This is a genomic window from Sphingomonas sp. CFBP9019 (assembly GCF_034045155.1).
Taxonomy (GTDB): Bacteria; Pseudomonadota; Alphaproteobacteria; order Sphingomonadales; family Sphingomonadaceae; genus Sphingomonas; species Sphingomonas aerolata.
This window is the reverse complement of the sequence record NZ_JAXCWK010000007.1, coordinates 54,221-75,189: the sequence shown is the minus strand read 5'-3', so window position 1 is coordinate 75,189 and position 20,969 is coordinate 54,221. Positions and strand designations below refer to the sequence as shown.

Genomic DNA, 20,969 nt, shown 5'->3' with positions numbered 1-20,969 from the left:
GTCAGCAATCGCCGACGGTCAGTGAAGCAGTCGCCCCATCGGCCTTACCGGTAAGACCGGGTACTTCATCAAGTTGTCTCAGGTCACTGAACCCGCCACGTTCCTCACGATAGCGGACGATCTCGAACCCGTGCCCCGCTAACGCCGGGATGGCGTCCAACTCCGCCGCACTCGCCGCGTTGACGTTGATCGGCATCTCGTTCCTCATAGCTCTTCCTCTTTCGTACCCTTGGTGACGGAATGTTGGAAAGGGCTTTGCTATCGATGAGCGCCCTAGCCAGCTAGGCGGAAGGTTTGATTCATGTCCGCCTTCGGCGGATAACTGCTTGTTTGATAAAGAAGATCAACCAACGTGGAGGGGCTTTCCAGTATCCATGCGTTTCACCCACTCGATCAGGAGAGGGTTCGGCATGGATCAGAAGAGTGCGCCGTTGGCCGATGCGTTGGCGGCGATCGAGAAGAGGCCGGTCATCGGATTTGGAGCGCCGGGCCACAACCAGGGTGCAGCCATTCCTGGCGGGATGAAGGCACTGCTCGGCAAGCGCGTTTTCCAAGCCGACGTGCTGACGCCGAAGGGGCTCGACGACCGTACCGAAGGCAAGCTGGCCCTTCAACGTGCGCACGAGATCGCGGCGGAGGCCTGGAATGCCGACTTCTGCCGGTTTGTAACCGGCGGATCCACCCAGAGTCTTCACACGGTTATGGCCTCGGTCGCCGGACCAGGTGACACCATTCTGGTCGCGGCGAATGCCCACAAGGCCGAGCGTACCTACGCGCTCGCGACGGGGCTCAATGCCGCCATCGTGCCGGTCCAGATCGACGGGGAATGGGACATTGAGCATGGTGTTGAGCCGCAGGCGCTGAACGCCGCCTTGGCGGCCAATCCAACCGCCAAGGCGTTCATCGTCGTCAGCCCAACTTATTACGGCGTGACGAGCGATATCGCGGCACTCGCCACTGTCTGTCACGATCACGGTATTCCCATGATCGTCGATGCCGCTTGGGGTGGTGCGTTTGCATTTTGTGAAGGACTGCCTGACGATCCGCTGACCAAGGGGGCGGATGCCGCCGTCTACAGCGCCCATAAGACGATGGGGGCCCTCGCGCAGGGATCGGTGATCGTCGCCAAGGGCGACCTGATCGATCGCCAGCGATTGTGGATGGCCTATGAGCTGTTCGAGACCACCAGCCCATCGGTACCGATCCTAGCAACGCTTGACGCGACCCGGCGAGATCACGCGTTGAACGGGGAGCAGATGTGGAACGGCGTCATTGCGCTGGCGGAGAAGGTCCGCAGGAAGATTGCCGGTATAGCCCCCCTGCGCGTGTTCGGTCATGATCATTTGCCGCCAGATGCCAGTCTGGACGTCACGAAAGTGCTGATCGACGTCTCGGCGCTGGGCGTAGCAGGGTATGCGATCGACGACTGGCTCTACAAGCATCACCGGATCAGCATGGGGCTGTCCGACGCCCGGCATATTCTGGCTGTTCTGTCCTTGGGCACAACCAGGTCCGATCTCCGCAAGCTCGTCCGTGGTTTGCGGGATATCGTGAAGCAGCTCGCTTCCGATCCCTCCATCCTACCGGCAATCTCTTCTGTGCCCGGGATCGGCACCCTGTCCGTCGACATGGCGATGCCCGGGCCTGCGGCACTCTACGGCTCAGCCGAGATGGTTGCCTACGAGGCGGCTGAGGGAAGGATCGCAGCCGAGATGATCGCGCCCGCGCCGCCCGGCGTACCTCGACTGGTGCCGGGCCAGCGCATCACTGCCGCACACGTCGCATGGCTTGTCGCGAACCGTGATGCCGGGGCTTTCGTGATGGATCCGGTCGATCCCACAGAAGCGACCGTCAGGGTGGTTCAGAGCTGACGCAGCAACCGGATCGAAACGCCAAATCTAACAGCAACTGCAACTAGGTGGAGCCGCAATGCAGACCGATACCGACGAACACTGGATGCAAATGGCGATAGACGTCGCGCGCTCCAAAGGGTCCGATCCCTCAACCTCCCCGCTTGGATGCGTCATCGTGTTAGACGGGAGGGTGATTGCCGCCGAACGCAATCAGACCAAGGAGTTGCCTGACGCAACCGCTCATGCCGAGATGATGGCGATCCGTCGTGCTTGTGAGCAAACCGGAGAACTGGAGCTGCGCGGGGCGACGTTATACTCGACACTCCAGCCCTGCGGGATGTGCACGATGGCATCGATCTGGTCGAAAGTCGGCCGCGTCGTTTACGGTGCTGGTCGCAACGATGTTCATCCGATGTATTTCGAGGCAAAGCACGTCGACACTCTCGGCTTCATCGAGGACGCCTATCGGGACGATATCGAGATCGAGGGTGGCTGCCTGCGCGACGCGTGCGCTGAACTCTATTACGGTCCTGATGCTGACTTAAATAAAGAGGAACAGGCCAACCTATAAGCACACAGCATGTCATAGGCACGACCGTTTGCGGCTGTGAGCGCGAGGGTAACGCAAAGCCTCCTCGAAGCAGCCCCGACGACCCACAAACCGCCGTTCAGGCCACCCCGTCGCGTTCCCACAAGCGGTCGCTCGTTCATACGGAATCTAAGCCGTCTCGGTGACACGATCTGCAGCATGATCTTCATCGAGACGGGCTTGCCGCGTAGCGACGGTGGCGCGTCGCCACCCGTCCTTGGTATCAGACCGCCATGCCGAAGCTCGCATCGCAGAAGACCGTCACGTACCTCGCCTATCTTAAAGAGATGGCAACGATCTATCCGGACACGGCGCTTGAGGCACCCGGGCTAGGCGCGCTGCGCCTAGCCCGACCGTCCTCGCAGGCAAGTTCGTGCGAGCGTGCTTCGAACCAAATGATTTGGCCACGCCCAGTTCTACGCCATAAGCTTTTCGTGCTAGGTCGTCTTTTGTGGCGGCGCATGGCGCACGGCTGACCGCCAGATACATTGACAGTGTCCCCGCGTCGCCAGTGCAGTCAGACGCTGAGGAACAAGGGGAATGTCTGCGATGGCCGTCACATATTCGCGGCGCTGCCTGATCGCGGCCCTCGATCTCCTCGAAGCGAAGTGGACGCACGCGATGTTCACTGCGTTTCTCGATGAAGCCGGACCACAGATCTATTCTCAGGTCCGCAACGAGCCCACCAATCTGCGCAACCGGATGAGCGACCTTAAGCGTCTCATCGATCAGCGACCCGACCTGGCCGTGGACGGCGAACCCTCGATGTCGCTCATCGTCCAGCGCGCAGCGAAACTGCTGCCGGCTAAGACCGACCATCCCTGGTCGCAGCCTGCAGAACCGACAGAAGCGGAAGCAACCTTTCTGCGCGCGCTCGAAATGGACGGCTTCACCGTCAGTGGTGGGATGCTCCGTCGTAGCTTGCCTGCCGACCTTGGCCTGCCGGCTACGGAGTCCGACCTCGTGCGCCTTTTGACCAAGTTCAACCTTGATACGGCCAAGGCCCATCTTGAGCAGGCGGTGGACGCGCATGCCCGTGCGAACTGGGCTGGCGCAAACGGCCAGATCCGGACCTTCCTCGATGCGCTTCTTGACGGCATTGCTGAGCGTATCGACCCGGACGCTAAGAATCTGCCGACCGGCCAGCCGCGTCGCGCCAAACTTGCCATCCACCGCTTTCTGAGCGTGCCGCTCAACGAATGGGGCGATGACGGCCGGGGCTTCATCAATGGCCTAGTGAAACGGCTCCATCCCGAAGGCCCCCACCCGGGTCTTTCCGACGAGGATGATTCCACCTTCCGCCTCCACATCGTGCTGCTGACGACAACCTTGCTGATGCGCCTGTTCGAGCGCGGTCCGGTCCAATGACAAGGCTGACGTCCGAACAGCTCGGCGATGCCGGTGAAGATCTGTTTCGCCTGCTGTGTTCGCAGGCGCAGCTCATCCCCAATCCGAGCAGCCGGGACCGGACAGGATGGGATTTTCGGGTCGAGTTTCCAATGCACGCCTCCGAGGCGACGAGCCTCGACAAGCGTCTGCCGCGCGTATGCCAGGTCCAGGTCAAGTCGACCGCCGGCAGCGAGCAAACGGTTGCGGCCCGCCTGTCGTCCGTCGATCGCTTGGCCAAGGATGCCGCGCCTGCGGCGATCGTCGTCTTCAAGCTGCGCGCGGATGGCTCAGCGCAGATGGGCTATGTGATCGACCTAATCGACGATCAGCTGGCGCGCGTGCTCAAACGCCTGCGTCGTGTCGAGAAAGCCGGGCGAACCGACACCAATCGGATCAAGATCACGTTCGACTATCGCAAGGGGCGTCCCTTCAAACCAACACCGGATGGCCTCCGGGAGGCCCTGGATGTAACGAGCCCCGCCGACGTTGCCGGTTATGGCAATCGCAAGCGCCATCAGCTCGCCACTCTCGGTTTCCCCGACGATGGCGGCATCGAGGCGAACGCCATCGTCTGGATCGAGAACCAGGATCATTTCATGAAGATGATCTCGGGGTTGGCACCGCTCAAGCCGATCAAACTCGACGCTTATGAGCGGCGCTTCGACATCTTGTTGCCGTACAAGGGCACGATGTTCGACGGGGTCAAGGAGTTTCCGATCCAGTTGCCGATGGGCGGCGCCTGCGAGATCATCGTTCGCAGCGGCCCCCGCGACCCGGCCGCCGTGTTCCGATGCGAAGCCTTCGCGCCGCCCCCGATCGAAGGGGCCCCGCTGATGGTCATCCGCCATCCGATGCTAACGGCCGTGTTCAAGGATGATGGCCTCGAAGTCGAAACGGTCGGCCATTTCTATGAAGATCGCCACAGCATCGACGATTGGATCCTGCTGCTGCGCGCGCTTACCTATCTCGCTGCAGGCGATGGCTCGATCGAGCTCGAATTCAAGGGCACGCGCATGGTCTTGCCCGCGCCGGGCCTTAACGGACCGGACCCTGAGGACTTGCCGCGACTTTTGCGGTTTTTCGAACGCTGGAAAGACGCCCTTGCGCTGGCCGGTGTCAGCCCGGGTGGCGACGCCCCGTTGCGTGCGGTGTGGGATGCCAAGGCCGAACAAAGCGGGCTAGACATCCTGTGCAACCCGCACCCGATCGCGACGCTCGAGTTCGACACGATAGACGGTCTCGATCTGGAATCGGGTGTCGACGCGCTTTTCTTCAACACGCTCGCCTTTGGCGGCGCGGCCTTCACCTTCGCGGTAAAGGTGAGACTGGTCCGGCCCGATCCCGCTTCGTCGCGCTTCGTGTCAGCAAATTTCGAGTTGCTCGATATTCGCTCTGCTGTCGCCGATCTCGAAGCCTATGCGGCCGAGCGAGCCAATGCCCATGATCTCAGCATCGTAATCGACCCGCGCAACATCACAGATATGTCAGTCGGCCTGATGGGCTAGGACACTCGCCGGCTTGGATGTAGTCCGCAGATTTCTCCTGTTACTGACGAACCCGTCAAGGCGCGCTAGACCGCTTCAAGGTCTGGGGCCAAATCAAGCGAAACTGAGGAATTACTCGGGTGGAAAGCGTTGAAAAGGTCGGCGGGGAAACCGACTACGTGCTCAATCCGGCTTTTTGGCTTAACGGTCAGGCGCTTGGCTTCCCGGTCCAGTTTGACCTCGTGCTAAAGCACCTACGCCAGGACATGCGAGACGACTGGTACTTCGATTGCCTGCAGTACGACGATCTTTTCAAGAGTCCGGCCGAGGCCAAGCAGATCATCATCTTACTCCTGCAGGAATGGAACGGCGTATACAAGGGCACGCGCAGCGTCGTCCGGAACATCCCTAAGAAGGGTTATGGCGAACGCTACGGTCTGGAGACGGACTTCTTCGACCGCTTCGTTTATCAAGCGATCTGCAGCTTCCTCATCCCGTTCTACGACCCGCTCCTCGGCCACAGGGTTCTCAGCTACCGCTACGAGCCGTCGCCGCTGGATGCGAAATACCTCTTCAAGAATAAGATCGACCGCTGGTTCACCTTTGAGGGCGTGACGCTTACTTTCCGCAGGTCCGGTCGGCACCTGCTAGTCACCGACCTCAGCAACTTCTTCGAAAACGTCTCGCGCGTCCAGATCATTGACGCGCTTGAAAAGGCGGTTCCGGACGTCGCCGCGACCGGGCCAGAGAAGTTGCAGATACGCAATGCCATTGCCACGCTCGACCGGCTGCTCACCCAATGGACGTTCAGCCGGGACCATGGCCTGCCGCAGAACCGCGACGCCTCAGCTTTCCTGTCGAATATCCTGTTGTCCTTCGTGGACAGGGAGATGACGAGAAAGGGCTACGACTACTACCGTTACGTTGACGACATCCGGGTCATCGCCAACTCTGAACTCCATGCTCGGCGCGCCTTGCAGGACCTCATCAGGGAGTTGCGGAAGGTCGGCCTCAACATCAACGCCAACAAGACCGAGATCCTAGCGCCGGACGTGACGGGAACGAAACTAGCGGAGTTCTTCCCTTCGCAGGACAGCTCGACGATCGCCATCAACCAGATGTGGCAGTCACGCAGCCGGCGCATCGTGACCAAGTCGGTCACATATATCTTCGAGATACTCAGCCGCTGCATTGCGGCGGGGGACTCGCAGACGCGGACGTTTCGCTTCGCGGTAAACCGCGTCGCGAAGATCGTCGAGTCCGGCCTCTTCGACGTGGGCGACGCGCTGTCGGTAAATCTGCTCGACACCCTTTCTCGCTCGCTGTCCGAGCACGCGGTCACGACGGACCAATACTGCCGCCTGATCGCCACCTTGGACCGGGACGGACGCTGCCTGCCGGCGCTCGAGGCGTTCCTGCTCGCCGAGGACGGCGCCATCCACGACTGGCAGAACTACAACATCTGGATGCTGCTTGCGGTGCGGAAGCACCGGTCCGAGGAATTGGTCGCGCTGGCCGACCGGAAGCTGCGGGAGGACATCAAGTCGGGCGAGGCGGCAGCTATCCTGATCTGGCTGCGCTGCGTAGACGAGAAGGCGTTAATCGAGAAGTGTGTCGGGGAGTTCGAGACCCTACCATATCAGAACGCCCGCTACTTCCTGATCGCCTCCGCGGTGCTCGACCAAGAGCCATTGCGGCCGCTGTACGGTCATGTCCCGATTTACCTCAAGGGCACAAGCGGTCGCGCCGAACGTCACTGCAACGCGGATGGCCTGCCGTTCGCCGTCCGCGAGAGCACCGACCTCCTGAACTTGGTCGACGAGGTCAGCGGCTATGATTGACCTGGCGTCCAGGCTGATGCTGTTTATCAAGGACTTTACCGGAAGGGGCGCGGACACTTTCTATTGGTTCGGGGACGGCCAGCTCGAAGAGACCAATGCCGCAGGCGTCGTGGGCTTCGCGGGCACCGTAGTCTGCCATGACTTCTGGATGATCCGCGACGCGCTGTTTGACATTACGGGAACGCTACCCGACACAATCGTCGACCTAGACGAGTTCCGCATCTCGACCAGCGGCGTCCCCGAGGACCGGCTTGCCCGCGAGAAGCGCGACATTACGACGCAGCTCGGCCGGTATGGTGCGGAACAGGAGGTGTGCGACACCTACCAGAAGATGTTCAACAAGGGCGTCCCGTTCGAGGAAGGCGTTGCGGCCAAGGCCGCTATGGCGATGGCGGCGATGTATCTCGACCTCTGCGAAGGGGCCGCCGCTGACGGCGAGCTCGAGCGCTTCTTCAGCATCGAGGTGCCCGCTTACCGCGTGCTCCAGCTCGCGATGTCGGCGGGCATCGCGATCGACACGGCGGGACTTTCTGAAAAGCGGGCGCAAGCGGAGCACGAGTACTTCCTTTCGATCAAGGATTACTCCGCCAAGCACGACATGCCGCTCGAAACGCCGAGCAGGCGCTCCATAGAGGCGAAGCTGCTGCGCGAGGGCTTCGAGCTGGACGAGGTCTCGGTCGAGTATCTTCTCGAGTTCGTACCGCACGACCGCGACCTTGGCGGGGACACCATGGCACTACTCGCGCTCGACACCGCGCGTCGCGTGCTCGGCTCGCTTACCCTGTCCAGCAACATCACGCGTCCGGTCGTCGACGTCTTCGGCTCGCGCACTTCACGCGTTCAGCTGCGCAGCCCCAGCCTCCAGAACATCCCGAAGCGATACCGGTCCATCATCGGCCCGCACGAGGGCGCCAAACTGAGCTACGTCGACTTCGACCAGTTCGAGGTCGGCATCATGGCCGCACTCTCCGGTGACGAGGAACTCAAGCACCTTTACGCCGCGGGCGACATGTACGACCTGTTCGCCAACACGCATCTCGGTCTCGTCGGCAACCGCAAAGCCGCAAAGCAACTCTTCCTGTCCTACGCTTACGGGATGAGCCGGAAGGCCCTTGTCGACGCGGCGTCTTCGCTCGGTGTAGACCGACCGAAGGCGAAGGAGGCATTCCGGCTCTTCCAGCGGTACGAGGACTGGAAGAAGTCCATCTGGGCCGATTTTCGACGCACTGGCCGCGTGACCACCATCCTCGGCAACCACTATCGACGGAGCGGCAGTGGCCAACTAACTAGCAAGGAGCAGCGATCGGTGGTCAGTCAGGTGGTCCAAGGGACGGCGTCGCTGATCTTCAAGCGTGCGCTGCTGGCGGTCGCCGCCATGGACGACCTGAGAGTGGTCCTCCCCATGCACGATGCTCTGCTGTTCGAGCACACGTTGACCGAGACGCCGGCCGGGGTCGTCGACGCATTCGAGCGCGTCATGACGGAGGTGCTCGGCGGACGCGTTACCGGGAAGGCGTCGATCAGCGACTTTGCGGAGCGCGACCCTCCCGTCGCGGCACCTGGAAGCACCGCTTTGTAGCCCCTGCCTCACCGCCTGAACGAACGGCTGTTCACGGCAATCACCGCCCGGAAGCGGACAGGCCGGTTTCCACCAGAACTAGACGTTCCAATTCCGTCCATGGCCTGCTCATGAATGTCATCGACCGCGCTGAAGCCGTCCCAGTCAAAACCGCCAGAAATCCGTTGTCTGCCGCCGTTGTCCGTTCAGCGAGGCATCCAGCCCCGTTCGGTTAGTGAGCTCTCTCGAAGCCGGGCTAAGTACCGCGACCGGGTTCAACAATGACAGATTGTTAATCATGACGCGGTACCTCCGGCGTTGTGATTTGCCCGTGGAGTTTCCGATGCGCGCTGTAATTATTGCTCTTTCCTTACCGCTCGCCGCTTGTGGCGGGGCCGGCGGAAACGTCAGTTCCATAGGATCTTCCGCACCAGGTGGGGCTGTGATCTCGTTGACGCCAACCCCCACACCTACGCAAACGCCAAATAGCACGCAGACCAATCTTTTCGACGTTTCTACGGCAACAAAGTTTGACGCCGTCGGTGCCGTGCATTCGCTTGCAGTCAACGCGGATGGCTCGTCGCTTTACCAAGGCAACGCAAGTACCGTTGAAGCCCCCTCGGGAACGATCAGCTATGACCCCCGTGACGGGGTTTTCGTAATGACGATCGCAGATAGCAAAGCAAATGTTTCTAGAAACATCACGTTCCAAGACCCGGGGCACCGGACGACAGCGGATGCCAATAATGTAGAACGCCAAGTACCACTATTGGCCGGCTTCAATTATCTTCATGTTCTTGATGGCACCGTTCCGCTGACCTTTTTCTACAAACGCCCAAATAGCAGCGGATCATTTGTCTCGCTCGCGGGGTTTGAGCGAAGCCAGGCAAGTGAGGATGGCTCGTCTCTGGCCGAACAAGGGGTGCTGGTTTTTGGAACGCGTTCTACGACCACGCAAACGCCGACGAAGGGGGCTGCACATTTCGACGGCCAGTTCCTGGCGACCATGATCGCTCAGCAAGGCAATTCAGCTCGGGTGCAGCAGTGGCTGGAAGGAATAAGTGCGGTAGAAGTGGACTTTGCGAAACGCACTCTTTCGCTGAGTCTTTCTGGCAAAGTCGGCCCTGCATTCGTTCAGAATAAGCCTGTGGCGGATTCTGCGCTAAGTGTGCCCTCCGGCTCAAGCTTCACTGCGGCTGGCTCGGCCGGTTGGACATCAGCCTCGACAGCTTTTAGCGGCAAGTTTGCTTCAGCCGCCTTCTCTAGCAACGGCACGGCTACTCCGATCGATTTCACGTCTGTCAGTGCGGGTACGGCCACCGCAGGTGCGAGCTCGATCGACGGTACGTTTTATGGTCCGGATGCGAAGAACGTCGGCGGCAACTTCCGGATTGTAGGCGGGATACCAAATCAGCGGATTGATATTCTCGGCGGTTTTATAGGCGTGAAAAAGTAGTGAGCTTTGACGAGGATTCCTCGACATGCGCTTCGCGCTAATCGCCGGCACGGCGATATTTGCCTGTGCATCGCCGGCGTCTGCCGCTCCGGAAGGCAACTGTTCCGCCGGTACTTGTCGTATTGAGCTAACGCCGCCGCAGCTACTGGCGGCGGCGGAACGTCTGATTTCTGAGAGGCATTATGCGGAAGCTTTACCTCTTGTAGAAGCATTGCGTCTTGCGCCTGGGTTCAAGTTACAAACAGAATTTCTGGGAGGGTTGATAGCCTCCCGGACCGGCGACTACGCCGGTGCAGTGAATCAATTCATGGCAATTTTGGCCAACGATCCCGCCCAGACCAGAGTCCGCCTTGAATTGGCGCAGGCGTTGATAGCTTTAAAAAAGACGGCAAGCGCCGATCGCCAGCTACGAATCGCTCAGCAGGATACGGAACTGCCTCAGCAGATCGCCAGGACGATACGCACGGTACGCGACACGATACGGAGCGGAAGGACTTGGCGTCTTGACCTGAATATCGGCATCGCACCTGATACTAACATAAACAACGCAACATCGGCTCAATCCGTAACGGTCTTGCTCGGTGACAGCGCTTATCAAGCGGATCTGAACGACGAAGCGAAAGCTCACTCGGGCGTCGGGCTGACTGCCCAGCTTTCCACCGGGTTGCGTCTTCCCATCTCGAAAACAGTATCTGCGCTTGCGGAGTTCGACGCGAATGGGTCGAACTACAGTGGCAGTCAGTTTGATGATTACAACGTGCAGACATCGGCCGGGGGCGAATATCGCGTCACTCCAACCAGCAGCGTTTCACTTGAAGGTGTCTATGCACGCCGTTGGTTCGGCGGGAAGGCGGCGACCGCTCAGATTGGCGCGCGGACCGGGGGGCAAATGGTCCTCGGCAAACGCGATCGCTTCGGCTACCAAGTTGATGTTCGCCATGTTCGAGCTTATTTCGACCGCGGCTACGATGGCTGGCAAGGCGGTTTATATGGAACGATCGAGCACGCTATAGCGCGAACGCTGGTTGTTTCTGCTGGGCCGTTTTTTCGACGTGAATGGTTGCGAGAAGACGCCTTTTCCAACATCGAGGTTGGCGGCAATTTGGGTGTTGGCGGCGAACTGCGCCACGGCTTCAATATAGGCGGCAGCTTAGGGATGTCACGAGCAGTTTTTGATGCCCCGCTGCTGATATTCGATGTCAAGTCGCGGCGTGACACCCGTTTAGTCATACGGACAACGCTGGGCAACCGTAAGATACGAGTTATGGGATTTTCTCCACAGTTAAACTGGACGTATAATCGCGTTAGCTCGTCTATCGGATTATACGCGATAAAGCGCAGTCGTTTCGAACTAACGGCAGCTAGATACTTCTAGCAGCGTAAAACTGAACGGCCCGACCGGAAACCGAATCGAGCGATGCTGGCAGGTTGCGATTTATCCGGTTGCGGAGACCACAATGATCATATGGCAGGACTAAGACTGCTCGGTCCAAGCATGACAGAGGCGGGCCGCGCTAGCGCGTGTCGCCAATCGTATGTTTGACGACAGGGCGCGACACCCAGCTAAAAAGCGGCCGGACCGCTGTCGCCCAAAGGTAGACGTTTAGTCGCAACAGGACCAAGCTTCAAAGCAGACGCTCAAAGAGGGCCTGATGAACCGGATCACACCTATTTTGATCGGAATCGTGTTGGCCGCGTTAGCCGGCTCGGTGGTGGCTCAAAGGTCGCAATCAGGGGACACGCGGCTGATAGCGCCTGACGAGAAGGCATGGTTCGACCGGCAGCCATCAGCCGTAAAAAAGAAGATCATGGCCGATCTACAAACCGCCAAAGCTTGTGTCTCTGCCTATGGCAAACGCGATGGGAGCAAAGATGCGATGGCTGCCGCTGGTTTCCCACGACCGAAATTCTACACAGGTATCTCCAATGGCGTTGTCGTTTACCGGACGGTACCAGGTATCAAAGGATGCTATCCAGCCTTTACTACTCCAAGCGGAGACCAATTGTTCACAGATTTGCCGGAAGCCTATTCTGGCCCATTCCGCACCATGAGAATCCAAACATCGTGCGGAGCAGCGGCGTCGCATTATGCAGCAGCCTTTAACAAAACCCTTGCCATGATGAAGCCCGATGCGTTCCACGCGGCTTGCCCCACGGGACAACGAGAAGTGGACTAGAACGACCGCTATCGCAATTTACCGCCTGAAAGCCGCCGTTCTGGAAACCACCACGTAGGGACGTTCGCGATCGGCAAGGCGGACCTTGAAAGCCGCCTTTCCGCTGTCGCCCAGAAGCAGACGTAGCACTATGGGACCGCAGACCAGATGACGCTGTCAGATATTGGGCTGTAGCGCGCGATCACAGCCTCCCGCTCGTTCACCGCGGTTAGCCGAACCTCCTTGGAGGTCATCCGTCCTAATTCGACAAGAAATTGACCTAGACGTTCGGCCTCAACCAGCCCGTCAACGTCCTTGGGATCAAGGTCGAATTCCACCTCCTCTTCGACGAAGAAATGGCAGTTAAGCCGCTGTTTCCCGAGCCGATAACAGGCGGTCACTGAGTGTGAGGCATGAAGGGCGAACGCTTCTCGCACATCAGCAGGCGGCGTTCGCGCTATGCCGTCAACGTCGAACGCCAAACTGCCCGAGGCGGTCAACACATTCCAGATGAGCGCCCAATCGTCGATCGACGTGCCTAGGATGTAGATGTCGCGCAGCGAGCCGTCGGACTTTGAATCTGTGGCGATCTGCGACCAATCCATCATAGACGATAACGACAGTGCCCCGCTTATGGCAACGTCCGCATTCCACCAATCTCGTCGGTTCCGAATTGCATACACAAATACGGCGTAAGCCCCCTTCCTCACCCGCTGGCTTATGTGCCTTTTGATGCAGTCGGGAAATCCGATGCGCGGTGGCGTGATTAAGTGGCGTCCATCCTGCAATGATCCGTCCTACGGTTATGCAGATTGATGCACCTGCCACCCCATTTAACACGCTATTCCCCCCGCCTCGCCCGCGGTCTTTTCGTGTCGCAAAAGGTGCGATCATACAACCTGCGGAAACCGGCCCAGGTCCTAGGCCGGGTTGCGGTATTTGAAGCTCATACGCCGGTGCAGTTCGGTGCAGATCGCGCCCCTGCAATGGGGACGACGTGGTTCTCGGAATGGCACCGAATTTGCGCATTCTCCCCAGGATGCGCGGGACGGCGCAAGCCGGCACGCTCACCCGCGGTCGCCGGATGCTGAACCTGTTGGGTTCGGGGCCTCGGGGGCTTGGTGGAGCTTCAAGCTGCGCACGCCATAGGCGTTCCTTTTATATTTAGATCTTACAGGGTCTCTGTGTGACCGCTCGGCGGATTTGCACTATCAACAAAAGCGCGGACGCGGGCGAGGATTGCGCGCAGCTCGGGGCTTTGGACCTCGGCGATCACGTCGTCGACCGTTGCGGTGTCTAGCTTCTTTTGGCGCGCAAGCTTCTCGGCAACAGCGCGGACGAACTCGCTCGGCTTGCGGAGCATGCGGCGAACGCACTCGCGCACCGTTGGCGGTTGTAGCAGGATGAAGGCGTTGGAGATCTGCTCGCTCTGTTGTTCGTCAGGCAGGGCGTCCTCGATCGGCACGCATCGCCGGATCCAGTCGAGGAAACCGCACGCCTTCAGTCGATCGAGCGCTTCACCGACGGCGCTACGCGACCGGTGTATCTTGTCCGCGATCCACTGGTAGGTCGGATCAAGCCGGCCGTCTTTACGGCCGCGCAGGCGAAGCAGACAGCGCAGCACTTCGAGGCCGATCGAGCCCAGGGCGCCGTTGCGCTTGCCCGGTAGCTTGGTCTCATGGTCGAACGCCTCGGCCGCGCGCATCCGCGCGTTGTGTTCGGTCTTCGGAAACGTGTTGTGCGTGCGCCAGAGGGACACCTCGGACCCACCGGCATTGTGGCTGTTGCGGCGCACTGGCGAGTTTGACCGTGCGCGGTCGCGGATGCCGGTTGTGACTTCGTTGAAGGAACGCGCGGTCATGCCACGGCTCCTTTGCAAGTCAGGCGTGTTGCCGGAGCCCCGTCAGCAACGATTCCGGCGGCGCCAGGTCCTGCACCAACATACCCGCCCACTCGCACGCCAGTTCGCGCCGACGGGGCATATAAGCGGCGCGATTGTACGCGGCCTCCACCCCCTCCGGAACATGAGCGAGCATCAGATCGATAATTGGTCGATCGCCGACGCGATTCTCCACCGCGGCCAACTCGTTCATAATGGTCGAATAGGTTGATCGCCAACCGTGCGGAACATGCACGCCGGAAAAGCCGGCCTCGCGATATGCTTTGCTTATCGTACTGTCGCTGATCGGCTTCCGCGGATGCCGAACGCTCCGGAAGATCAATGGCTGATGCGCACCAGTGAACTCGATCGCCAGCCTGACCAGCTCCACCGACTGCGGCGCCAGTGGCACGATGAATTCGAACGCAGCGTCTTCCTTGCGTTCGAGCACAAGCTTCATCTTGGAGGCCGGGATTCGCCAGATCGGGTTGGCACCGTCGAGATCCTCGAATTCCTTCGACTCGGCCAGCCTGAGGACGCCCGATCGAACCGCGGTGAGCGCCAGCAATCGCGACGCCAGTTTCGTCAGCGGATGCCCCGGCTGTTCCTCGACCTTGCGCAGAACCGCTCTCGCGGCTTCCATCGTACGTACAGCGGGAAACTTGCCCTTCTTCACCTTCGCCAGCGCCCGTGCAGCGATCGTTGCCGGGTCGTTGGTCGCAACGCCGCTGGCTATCGCTCGCGCAAAGATCTCGGAGATTCTCTGCCGCACGCGGTGAGCCGTTTCGATCGCGCCCCGCTGCTCGATCGGCCGCAAGACCTGCAACACGAGCGGCGTCGTGATTGATTCGATGGGCAAGCTGCCGAGCTTTGGAAAAACGTCCTGGTCCAGACTGCGTCGGACAATCTTCGCATACCGCGGCGACCATGTCCGCTCCTGGCTGGTATACCAGTCGTTCGCTACCGTTTCGAACGTGCTCCCTGCCCGCGCCAGATGAGCCGCGACCCGCTGCCTCTTGTCTACCGAGGGATCCACTCCGCTTCGCAACTGCCGCGCGGCTGCTTCCCGCAGGCTCCGTGCCTCGACCAGAGTGATCTCTGGATAGGCACCGAACACCAAGCGCCCCTCTTTGCCAGCGAATCGGTACTTCCAGCGCCAGCTCTTGTAGCCGGTGGGCGTCACGTACAGGTACAAGCCCTGCGCGTCCGCCAGCTTGTACGGCTTTTCCTGAGGTTTGGCTTTCTTGCAGGCCGTATCGGTCAGCATCCGGTGCCCCCAGGGGCATCGGCCAGTGCCCCAAATGTGCCCCCGAATCGATCGCGCTGCATGGAGATGCTTTGCGACGCTGTGAGACGACGAACAACCCACAAATCAGGGGTTGCCGGTCTCCTGTGAGACCGGTTGAGACAACCTGATATGTAGTGTTGGTGGACAGGGCTGGATTCGAACCAGCGTACGGGAAACCCGGGCAGATTTACAGTCTGCTGCCTTTAACCACTCGGCCACCTGTCCAAAGGGGCCACTCTTTCGAGCGAGGCGGCTCAATGGCGAAGCTTGTCGGTGCTGTCAACGCGGGTTGCGCCAACTTCCGCCCCCGCATAGCCTTTCATGCATAAAAAATTGCCCAGGGGGACCTTCATGCACCAATCGCGTCCGTGCCGACTTGCCATTTTCGCCGCAACCGTAACGATCATCGCGCTCAGCCCCGCGGCCGCCAAGGAGCGTGGCGGCACCGCAAAGCCTGATCAACCCATGGTCAACCGCATCATCGACGAAGGGACCAACCACAGCCAGGTCATGGTGACCGTCCAGCATCTGACCGACGTGATCGGCCCGCGGCTCACCAATTCGCCGTCGATGCGCACGGCCGAGGCATGGACGCAGCGCCGCTTCGCCGACTGGGGCCTCACGAATGTCCACAAGGAAGGGTTCGCATTCGGTCGAGGCTGGTCGATCGAACGGTCGAGCGTGCGGATGACGACCCCGCGGGTGGTGCAGCTGACCGCGATTCCCATTGCCTGGACTCCCGGCACGAACGGCACCGCGCTGAGCGCGGCCGTGATCGTCGCACCGATTGCGCGCGAGCGCGACTTCGCGAAATGGCGCGGCAAGCTCAGCGGCAAGATCGTGATGCTCACGCGGCCCGGCACCGGTGACGAACCTGCCGAGCCCGCCTTCAAGCGGCTGAGCGGCGAGGATATCGCGAGGCTCGACCGGTTTCAGCAGCCGAATTACGACCCCGATGCCGCCGACCGCCGGATGAAGCGGCTCGATTTCTCGAAGAAACTCGATGCGTTCCTGAAAAGCGAAGGCGCGGTCGCGACCGCGACGATGGCCTATCACGACGGCAAGCTGGTCAGCGGCGAAGGCTATCTGTTCGGTGTCGGCGACACGCCTGCGCTGCCGGGCGTGCAGATCGCCGCGGAGGATTATCGACGCCTCGCGCGGCTCGCCAAGGCGGGCCCCGCCCCGACGCTCGAGATCGTCAGCGACGTCCGCTTCGACGACAGCGATGCGCAGGCGTACAACATCATCGCCGACATTCCCGGGACCGATCCGAAGGCCGGCTATGTCATGGCGGGCGCGCATCTCGACAGCTGGGTCGCCGCGGACGGCGCGGCCGACAATGCGGCGGGCTCGGCGATGATCATGGAGGCCGCACGGATCCTGGCCGCAACCGGCGTCCGCCCGAAGCGGACGATCCGGTTCGCGCTCTGGTCGGGCGAGGAGCAGGGCATTCTCGGTTCGATGGCCTATGTCACCCGCCATCTGGCGACACGCGGCAGCCCCAACGACCCGCCGCAGACCGGGATGCAGAGCTATTACGGCTTTTCGCAGAAATGGCCGATCACCCCGCTGCCGGGTCATGCCGACCTCGCCGCCTATTTCAACATCGACAATGGCTCGGGCAAATTGCGCGGGCTCTATGCCGAGACCAACCCCGCGGTCGTGCCGATCTTTCGCGACTGGCTCAGCCCGTTCGCGTCGATGGGCGCATCGAACGTCGTCCTGCGGCCGACCGGCGGCACCGATCACGTCTTCCTGCAACAGGTCGGCGTGCCGGGGTTCCAGTTCATCCAGGATCCGCTCGATTATGGCAGCCGGATCCATCATACGTCGGCCGACACCTTCGATCACCTGAAGGCCGAGGACATGCGCCAGGCGTCGATCGTGCTCGCATCGGTGTTGCTCAGCGCGGCGAATGCGGACAAGGCGCTGCCACGCACGCCACTGCCGACCAAGCCGGTGGTGACCGACCCTTATGGATATAGCGATGACGATGACTGATATGATGACGGGAGCGCTCTGATGGCAGCACGCAAGGGCCATCGGCCGAGCAAGGCCCCCGCGGGGCGTCCGCGCTTCTGGGGCAAGCATGCGGTGGGCGCAGCGCTCGCCAATCCCGAACGCACGGTGCGCAAGATCATGGGCACGCGCGAGGCGCTGGCCGGGTTCGATCTGCCCGCGGCCGTGCCGGTGACCTTCGCCGAGGCCACCGATCTCGCGCGGCTGGTGCCGGGCGACGCCCCGCATCAGGGCGTGGTGATCGAGGTCGAGCCGCTCGAAGACATGTGGCTCGCCGACCTGCTCGAGCATGGCAAGGACGACAACCGTCCGCTCGTCATCCTCGACGGCGTGACCGATCCGCACAATGTCGGCGCGATCCTGCGCTCGGCGGCGGCGTTCGATGCGCTCGGCATCGTCACCCCCGACCGCAACGCGCCGCCCGAATCGGGCACGATCGCCCGTGCCGCGTCGGGTGCGCTCGAGACGGTGCCGTGGATCCGCGTGGTCAATCTCGCCCGCGCGCTCGAGGAAATCGCCGAAGCCGGGTTCTGGCGGATCGGCCTCACGGGCCATGCGACGCAGACGTTGTCCGAGGCGATGGGCACGCAGCGCGTCGCGATCGTGCTCGGTGCCGAGGGCGAAGGCATGCGCAAGAACACCGAGGATCACTGCGACGAACTCGCCAAGCTCCCCATCTCGGAAAAGGTCGAGAGCCTCAACGTCTCGAACGCCGCGGCGATCGCACTCTACGCGGTGACGACGCGCTAACTATCTCCCCCTCTCCCCCGGGGGAGAGGGAAAGGGCCCGCCGCGCAGCGGTGGGAAGGGTGAGGGGCGTGGGGATCGAAACCCCCGCCCCAACCGCCCGTCCCAAGGGACCAGATCAATCCTCGGCGGCGATCCGGACCTTCAGCCCGTCGAGCGCGTCGGTCATGTCGATCTGGCACGACAGTCGCGAATAGTCGTCGCGGTCGCTGGTCGAATCGAGCAGGTCGTTCTCGTCCTCGCTCATCGGCTTGAGTTTGGCCGCAAATTCCGGGTCGACATGGACGTGGCAGGTGGCGCAGGAGCAGCAGCCGCCGCACAAAGCGAGGATCTCGTCGATCCCGGCGTCGCGGATCACTTCCATGACCGAAAGACCCGTTTCGCCCATGAGCTCGCGTTCTTCCCCGTCCCGCGTCACGACGATAAGCTTGGGCATGCTGTCCTCCGAAAAACCGTGCGCGGTCCATGCCGCGCGCCGCCGCCCCGATCAAGCTGCAAGGTTCGCGTCATGGGCCTGAACGCCGACCAGTTGCAGGCTGCCATGACCGCGCTGTGTGCGATCGAACCCGCCTTCGCGGTGGCGGTCGCGAACAAGGGCCACCCTGCCCCGCGGATCAGCGAGCGCGGCTTCGCGACCTTGCTTCGCACGATCCTCGGCCAGCAGGTCAGCGTCGCCTCCGCGCAATCGGTCTGGAACAAGCTCGACGCGCTCGTCGGCGGTGCCGCGGACCCCGCCAACATCGCCGCCGCCAGCGACGAGACGCTGCGCAGCGCGGGGCTGTCGCGGCAGAAACTCGGCTATGCCCGCAGCCTCGCCGACGAGGTGACGAGCGGCCGCCTCGACCTGACGAACCTGCCCGCCGACGACGAGGAGGCGATCGCCGCGCTGGTCCGGGTCAAGGGAATCGGCCGCTGGTCGGCGGAGATCTACCTGCTGTTCGCCGAGGGCCGCACCGACATCTGGCCCGCGGGCGACCTCGCGGTCCAGATCGAGATCGGCCGCATCCTCGGCCACGACGCCCGCCCGAGCGAGAAGATGACTCGCGAACTCGCCGAAGCCTGGCGCCCGCACCGCGGCGCGGCGGCGATCTTCCTCTGGCACCATTACCAGGCTGACATGAAGGTGATCTGAGCGCGGCCGCTCAAGCGAGGCCATGCCCGCGAGACCCCACTCGCCCCTCCCGTCATCCTGACGAAAGTCAGGATGACGGGAGCAAAAAGAGCCATGCGCCGCCCGCCCGATATCCGCCTGCCACCCGAACTGCTTGTCCCCTCCGCTCCCATCCGGCAAAGCACCCGCGATGCCGCCGCCCAGCTCCGCCCTCGCCCATTCGCTGTCCGACAGCTATCGCACCGTCGCGATCCCCGAAGGCGCGCCGTTCTGGCGGCGGCTGTTCGCGTTCGTCGGGCCGGGCTATCTCGTCGCGGTCGGCTATATGGATCCAGGCAACTGGGCGACCGACATCGCCGGCGGCTCGGCGTTTGGCTACACCCTCCTGTCGGTCGTATTGCTGTCCAACCTGATGGCGATGGTCCTCCAGGCCTTGTCCGCACGGCTCGGCATCGTCGCCGGGCTCGACCTCGCCCAGGCCTGCCGCGCGCATTATTCGAAGCGCGTTTCGGTCGTGCTCTGGTTCCTGTGCGAGATCGCGATCATCGCCTGCGATCTGGCCGAAGTGCTCGGCACCGCGATCGCGCTCAAACTGCTGTTCGGGCTGCCGCTGGTCTGGGGTGTCGTGCTGACAGCGCTCGACGTGTTCCTGATCCTCGCGCTGCAACGCTTCGGCTTCCGCAAGCTCGAGGCGTTCATCGTCGCGCTGCTGGTGATCATAGCCGGCTGCTTCATCTTCGAGCTGTTCCTTGCACGGCCCGACATGGCAGGCGTCCTCGGCGGGCTGGTGCCGACGACCGAGATCGTCACCAATCCGGCGATGCTCTACATCGCGATCGGCATCCTCGGCGCGACGGTGATGCCGCACAACCTCTATCTCCACTCGTCGATCGTCCAGACGCGCGCGTTCGCGGCGACCGAGGCGGGCAAGCGCGACGCGGTGACGATGGCGACGATCGACGGCACGATCGCGCTCGGCCTCGCCTTCTTCATCAACGCCGCGATCCTGATCCTCGCGGCTGCGACCTTCCACGTCGCCGGGCGCACCGACGTCGCCGATATCGACCAGGCGCATGCGCTGCTCGCGCCGATGCTCGGCATGGGGGCTGCGAGCGTCGTGTTCGCAGTCGCGCTGCTCGCCTCGGGCCAGAATTCGACGGTGACGGGCACGCTCGCCGGCCAGATCGTGATGGAGGGCTTCCTCGACCTGCGCATGCCCGTTTGGTTACGCCGGCTGGTGACGCGGCTGCTCGCGATTATCCCCGCGGTGTTCGTGGTCGGCGCCGCGGGCGATGCGGGCGCGACCCGGCTGCTGGTGCTGAGCCAGGTCGTGCTGAGCCTGCAGCTCCCCTTTGCGGTCGTGCCGCTCGTCAAGTTCACCGGGGACGCGCGAATCATGGGATCCCTGGTCAGCCCGGTCTGGCTGAAAACGCTCGCCTGGGTCATCGCCGCGGTCATTATCGGCCTCAACGCGACGCTGCTGATCGGCATGCTCTGAGATAAACTGACATGGATCAGGGGATGTACGGCTAACTGGCCGATCGCGTCCCGCGACCTCGCAAGTCCGCGTGACAAAGGTGTCCGCGCGGCTAGGATCAC

18 protein-coding genes and 1 tRNA gene are annotated in these 20,969 nt (G+C 61.9%); 13 read left to right on the top strand and 6 right to left on the bottom strand.

The window, feature by feature from the left end; genetic code table 11:
* Window position 1 precedes the first annotated feature (1 nt).
* Entirely contained in the window at window positions 2-196 is a 195-nt protein-coding gene (locus tag SOM18_RS18305) for a ComEA family DNA-binding protein (protein ID WP_133021352.1), read from the bottom strand.
* Window positions 197-410: 214 nt separating this feature from the next.
* Between SOM18_RS18305 and SOM18_RS18300 the strand changes: the two genes are divergently transcribed.
* The 9 genes from SOM18_RS18300 to SOM18_RS18260 all read left to right on the top strand — a co-directional run bounded on the left by SOM18_RS18300 (window position 411) and on the right by SOM18_RS18260 (window position 12,347).
* A complete protein-coding gene (locus SOM18_RS18300) occupies window positions 411-1,871 on the top strand; it encodes an aminotransferase class I/II-fold pyridoxal phosphate-dependent enzyme (protein WP_320482134.1) in 1,461 nt (486 codons plus the stop codon).
* 58 nt (window positions 1,872-1,929) lie between these two features.
* Window positions 1,930-2,424: a nucleoside deaminase gene (locus tag SOM18_RS18295; RefSeq protein ID WP_320482133.1), complete on the top strand. Its 495-nt coding sequence runs from the start codon at window positions 1,930-1,932 to the stop codon at window positions 2,422-2,424.
* Between the two features lie 567 nt (window positions 2,425-2,991).
* Complete coding sequence (locus SOM18_RS18290) at window positions 2,992-3,810, top strand: hypothetical protein (RefSeq protein ID WP_320482132.1); 819 nt, start codon at window positions 2,992-2,994, stop codon at window positions 3,808-3,810.
* A complete protein-coding gene (locus SOM18_RS18285) occupies window positions 3,807-5,336 on the top strand; it encodes a hypothetical protein (RefSeq protein WP_320482131.1) in 1,530 nt (509 codons plus the stop codon). Before SOM18_RS18290 ends, SOM18_RS18285 begins: the two co-directional genes overlap by 4 nt.
* 119 nt (window positions 5,337-5,455) lie before the next feature.
* Window positions 5,456-7,156, top strand: a complete 1,701-nt coding sequence (locus SOM18_RS18280; RefSeq protein WP_320482130.1) for an RNA-directed DNA polymerase — start codon at window positions 5,456-5,458, stop codon at window positions 7,154-7,156.
* A complete protein-coding gene (locus SOM18_RS18275) occupies window positions 7,149-8,735 on the top strand; it encodes a DNA polymerase (RefSeq protein ID WP_320482129.1) in 1,587 nt (528 codons plus the stop codon). Before SOM18_RS18280 ends, SOM18_RS18275 begins: the two co-directional genes overlap by 8 nt.
* A gap of 322 nt (window positions 8,736-9,057) precedes the next feature.
* On the top strand, window positions 9,058-10,170 hold the full coding sequence (locus SOM18_RS18270; protein WP_320482128.1) for a transferrin-binding protein-like solute binding protein: 1,113 nt from the start codon (window positions 9,058-9,060) through the stop codon (window positions 10,168-10,170).
* A 25-nt stretch (window positions 10,171-10,195) separates the two neighbouring features.
* Window positions 10,196-11,545, top strand: coding sequence for a surface lipoprotein assembly modifier (locus SOM18_RS18265; RefSeq protein WP_192143393.1), 1,350 nt, complete (start codon window positions 10,196-10,198; stop codon window positions 11,543-11,545).
* 277 nt (window positions 11,546-11,822) lie between these two features.
* Window positions 11,823-12,347: a hypothetical protein gene (locus SOM18_RS18260; RefSeq protein ID WP_320482127.1), complete on the top strand. Its 525-nt coding sequence runs from the start codon at window positions 11,823-11,825 to the stop codon at window positions 12,345-12,347.
* A 128-nt stretch (window positions 12,348-12,475) separates the two neighbouring features.
* Here SOM18_RS18260 and SOM18_RS18255 read toward each other — a convergent pair whose 3' ends face one another.
* From SOM18_RS18255 to SOM18_RS18240, 4 genes are all read right to left on the bottom strand, one after another.
* On the bottom strand, window positions 12,476-12,931 hold the full coding sequence (locus tag SOM18_RS18255) for a hypothetical protein (RefSeq protein WP_320482126.1): 456 nt from the start codon (window positions 12,929-12,931) through the stop codon (window positions 12,476-12,478).
* A gap of 566 nt (window positions 12,932-13,497) precedes the next feature.
* Window positions 13,498-14,187, bottom strand: coding sequence for a replication protein A (locus SOM18_RS18250; RefSeq protein WP_320482125.1), 690 nt, complete (start codon window positions 14,185-14,187; stop codon window positions 13,498-13,500).
* Window positions 14,188-14,206: 19 nt separating this feature from the next.
* Complete coding sequence (locus SOM18_RS18245) at window positions 14,207-15,472, bottom strand: tyrosine-type recombinase/integrase (RefSeq protein WP_192008111.1); 1,266 nt, start codon at window positions 15,470-15,472, stop codon at window positions 14,207-14,209.
* Between the two features lie 159 nt (window positions 15,473-15,631).
* Window positions 15,632-15,718, bottom strand: a tRNA-Tyr gene (locus tag SOM18_RS18240).
* Between the two features lie 126 nt (window positions 15,719-15,844).
* On the opposite strand from SOM18_RS18240, the gene SOM18_RS18235 reads away from it, so the two are divergent.
* Entirely contained in the window at window positions 15,845-17,494 is a 1,650-nt protein-coding gene (locus tag SOM18_RS18235; RefSeq protein WP_320482124.1) for a M20/M25/M40 family metallo-hydrolase, read from the top strand.
* Window positions 17,495-17,515: 21 nt separating this feature from the next.
* Complete coding sequence (rlmB, locus tag SOM18_RS18230; RefSeq protein ID WP_031440547.1) at window positions 17,516-18,262, top strand: 23S rRNA (guanosine(2251)-2'-O)-methyltransferase RlmB; 747 nt, start codon at window positions 17,516-17,518, stop codon at window positions 18,260-18,262.
* 115 nt (window positions 18,263-18,377) lie between these two features.
* Here rlmB and SOM18_RS18225 read toward each other — a convergent pair whose 3' ends face one another.
* Window positions 18,378-18,695, bottom strand: coding sequence for a 2Fe-2S iron-sulfur cluster-binding protein (locus SOM18_RS18225; RefSeq protein ID WP_031396278.1), 318 nt, complete (start codon window positions 18,693-18,695; stop codon window positions 18,378-18,380).
* A gap of 72 nt (window positions 18,696-18,767) precedes the next feature.
* Between SOM18_RS18225 and SOM18_RS18220 the strand changes: the two genes are divergently transcribed.
* Together SOM18_RS18220 and SOM18_RS18215 are read left to right on the top strand one after the other, a co-directional pair.
* Window positions 18,768-19,391: a DNA-3-methyladenine glycosylase family protein gene (locus SOM18_RS18220; protein ID WP_031440548.1), complete on the top strand. Its 624-nt coding sequence runs from the start codon at window positions 18,768-18,770 to the stop codon at window positions 19,389-19,391.
* Window positions 19,392-19,560: 169 nt separating this feature from the next.
* Window positions 19,561-20,868, top strand: coding sequence for an Nramp family divalent metal transporter (locus SOM18_RS18215; RefSeq protein WP_031440549.1), 1,308 nt, complete (start codon window positions 19,561-19,563; stop codon window positions 20,866-20,868).
* Window positions 20,869-20,969 lie beyond the last annotated feature (101 nt).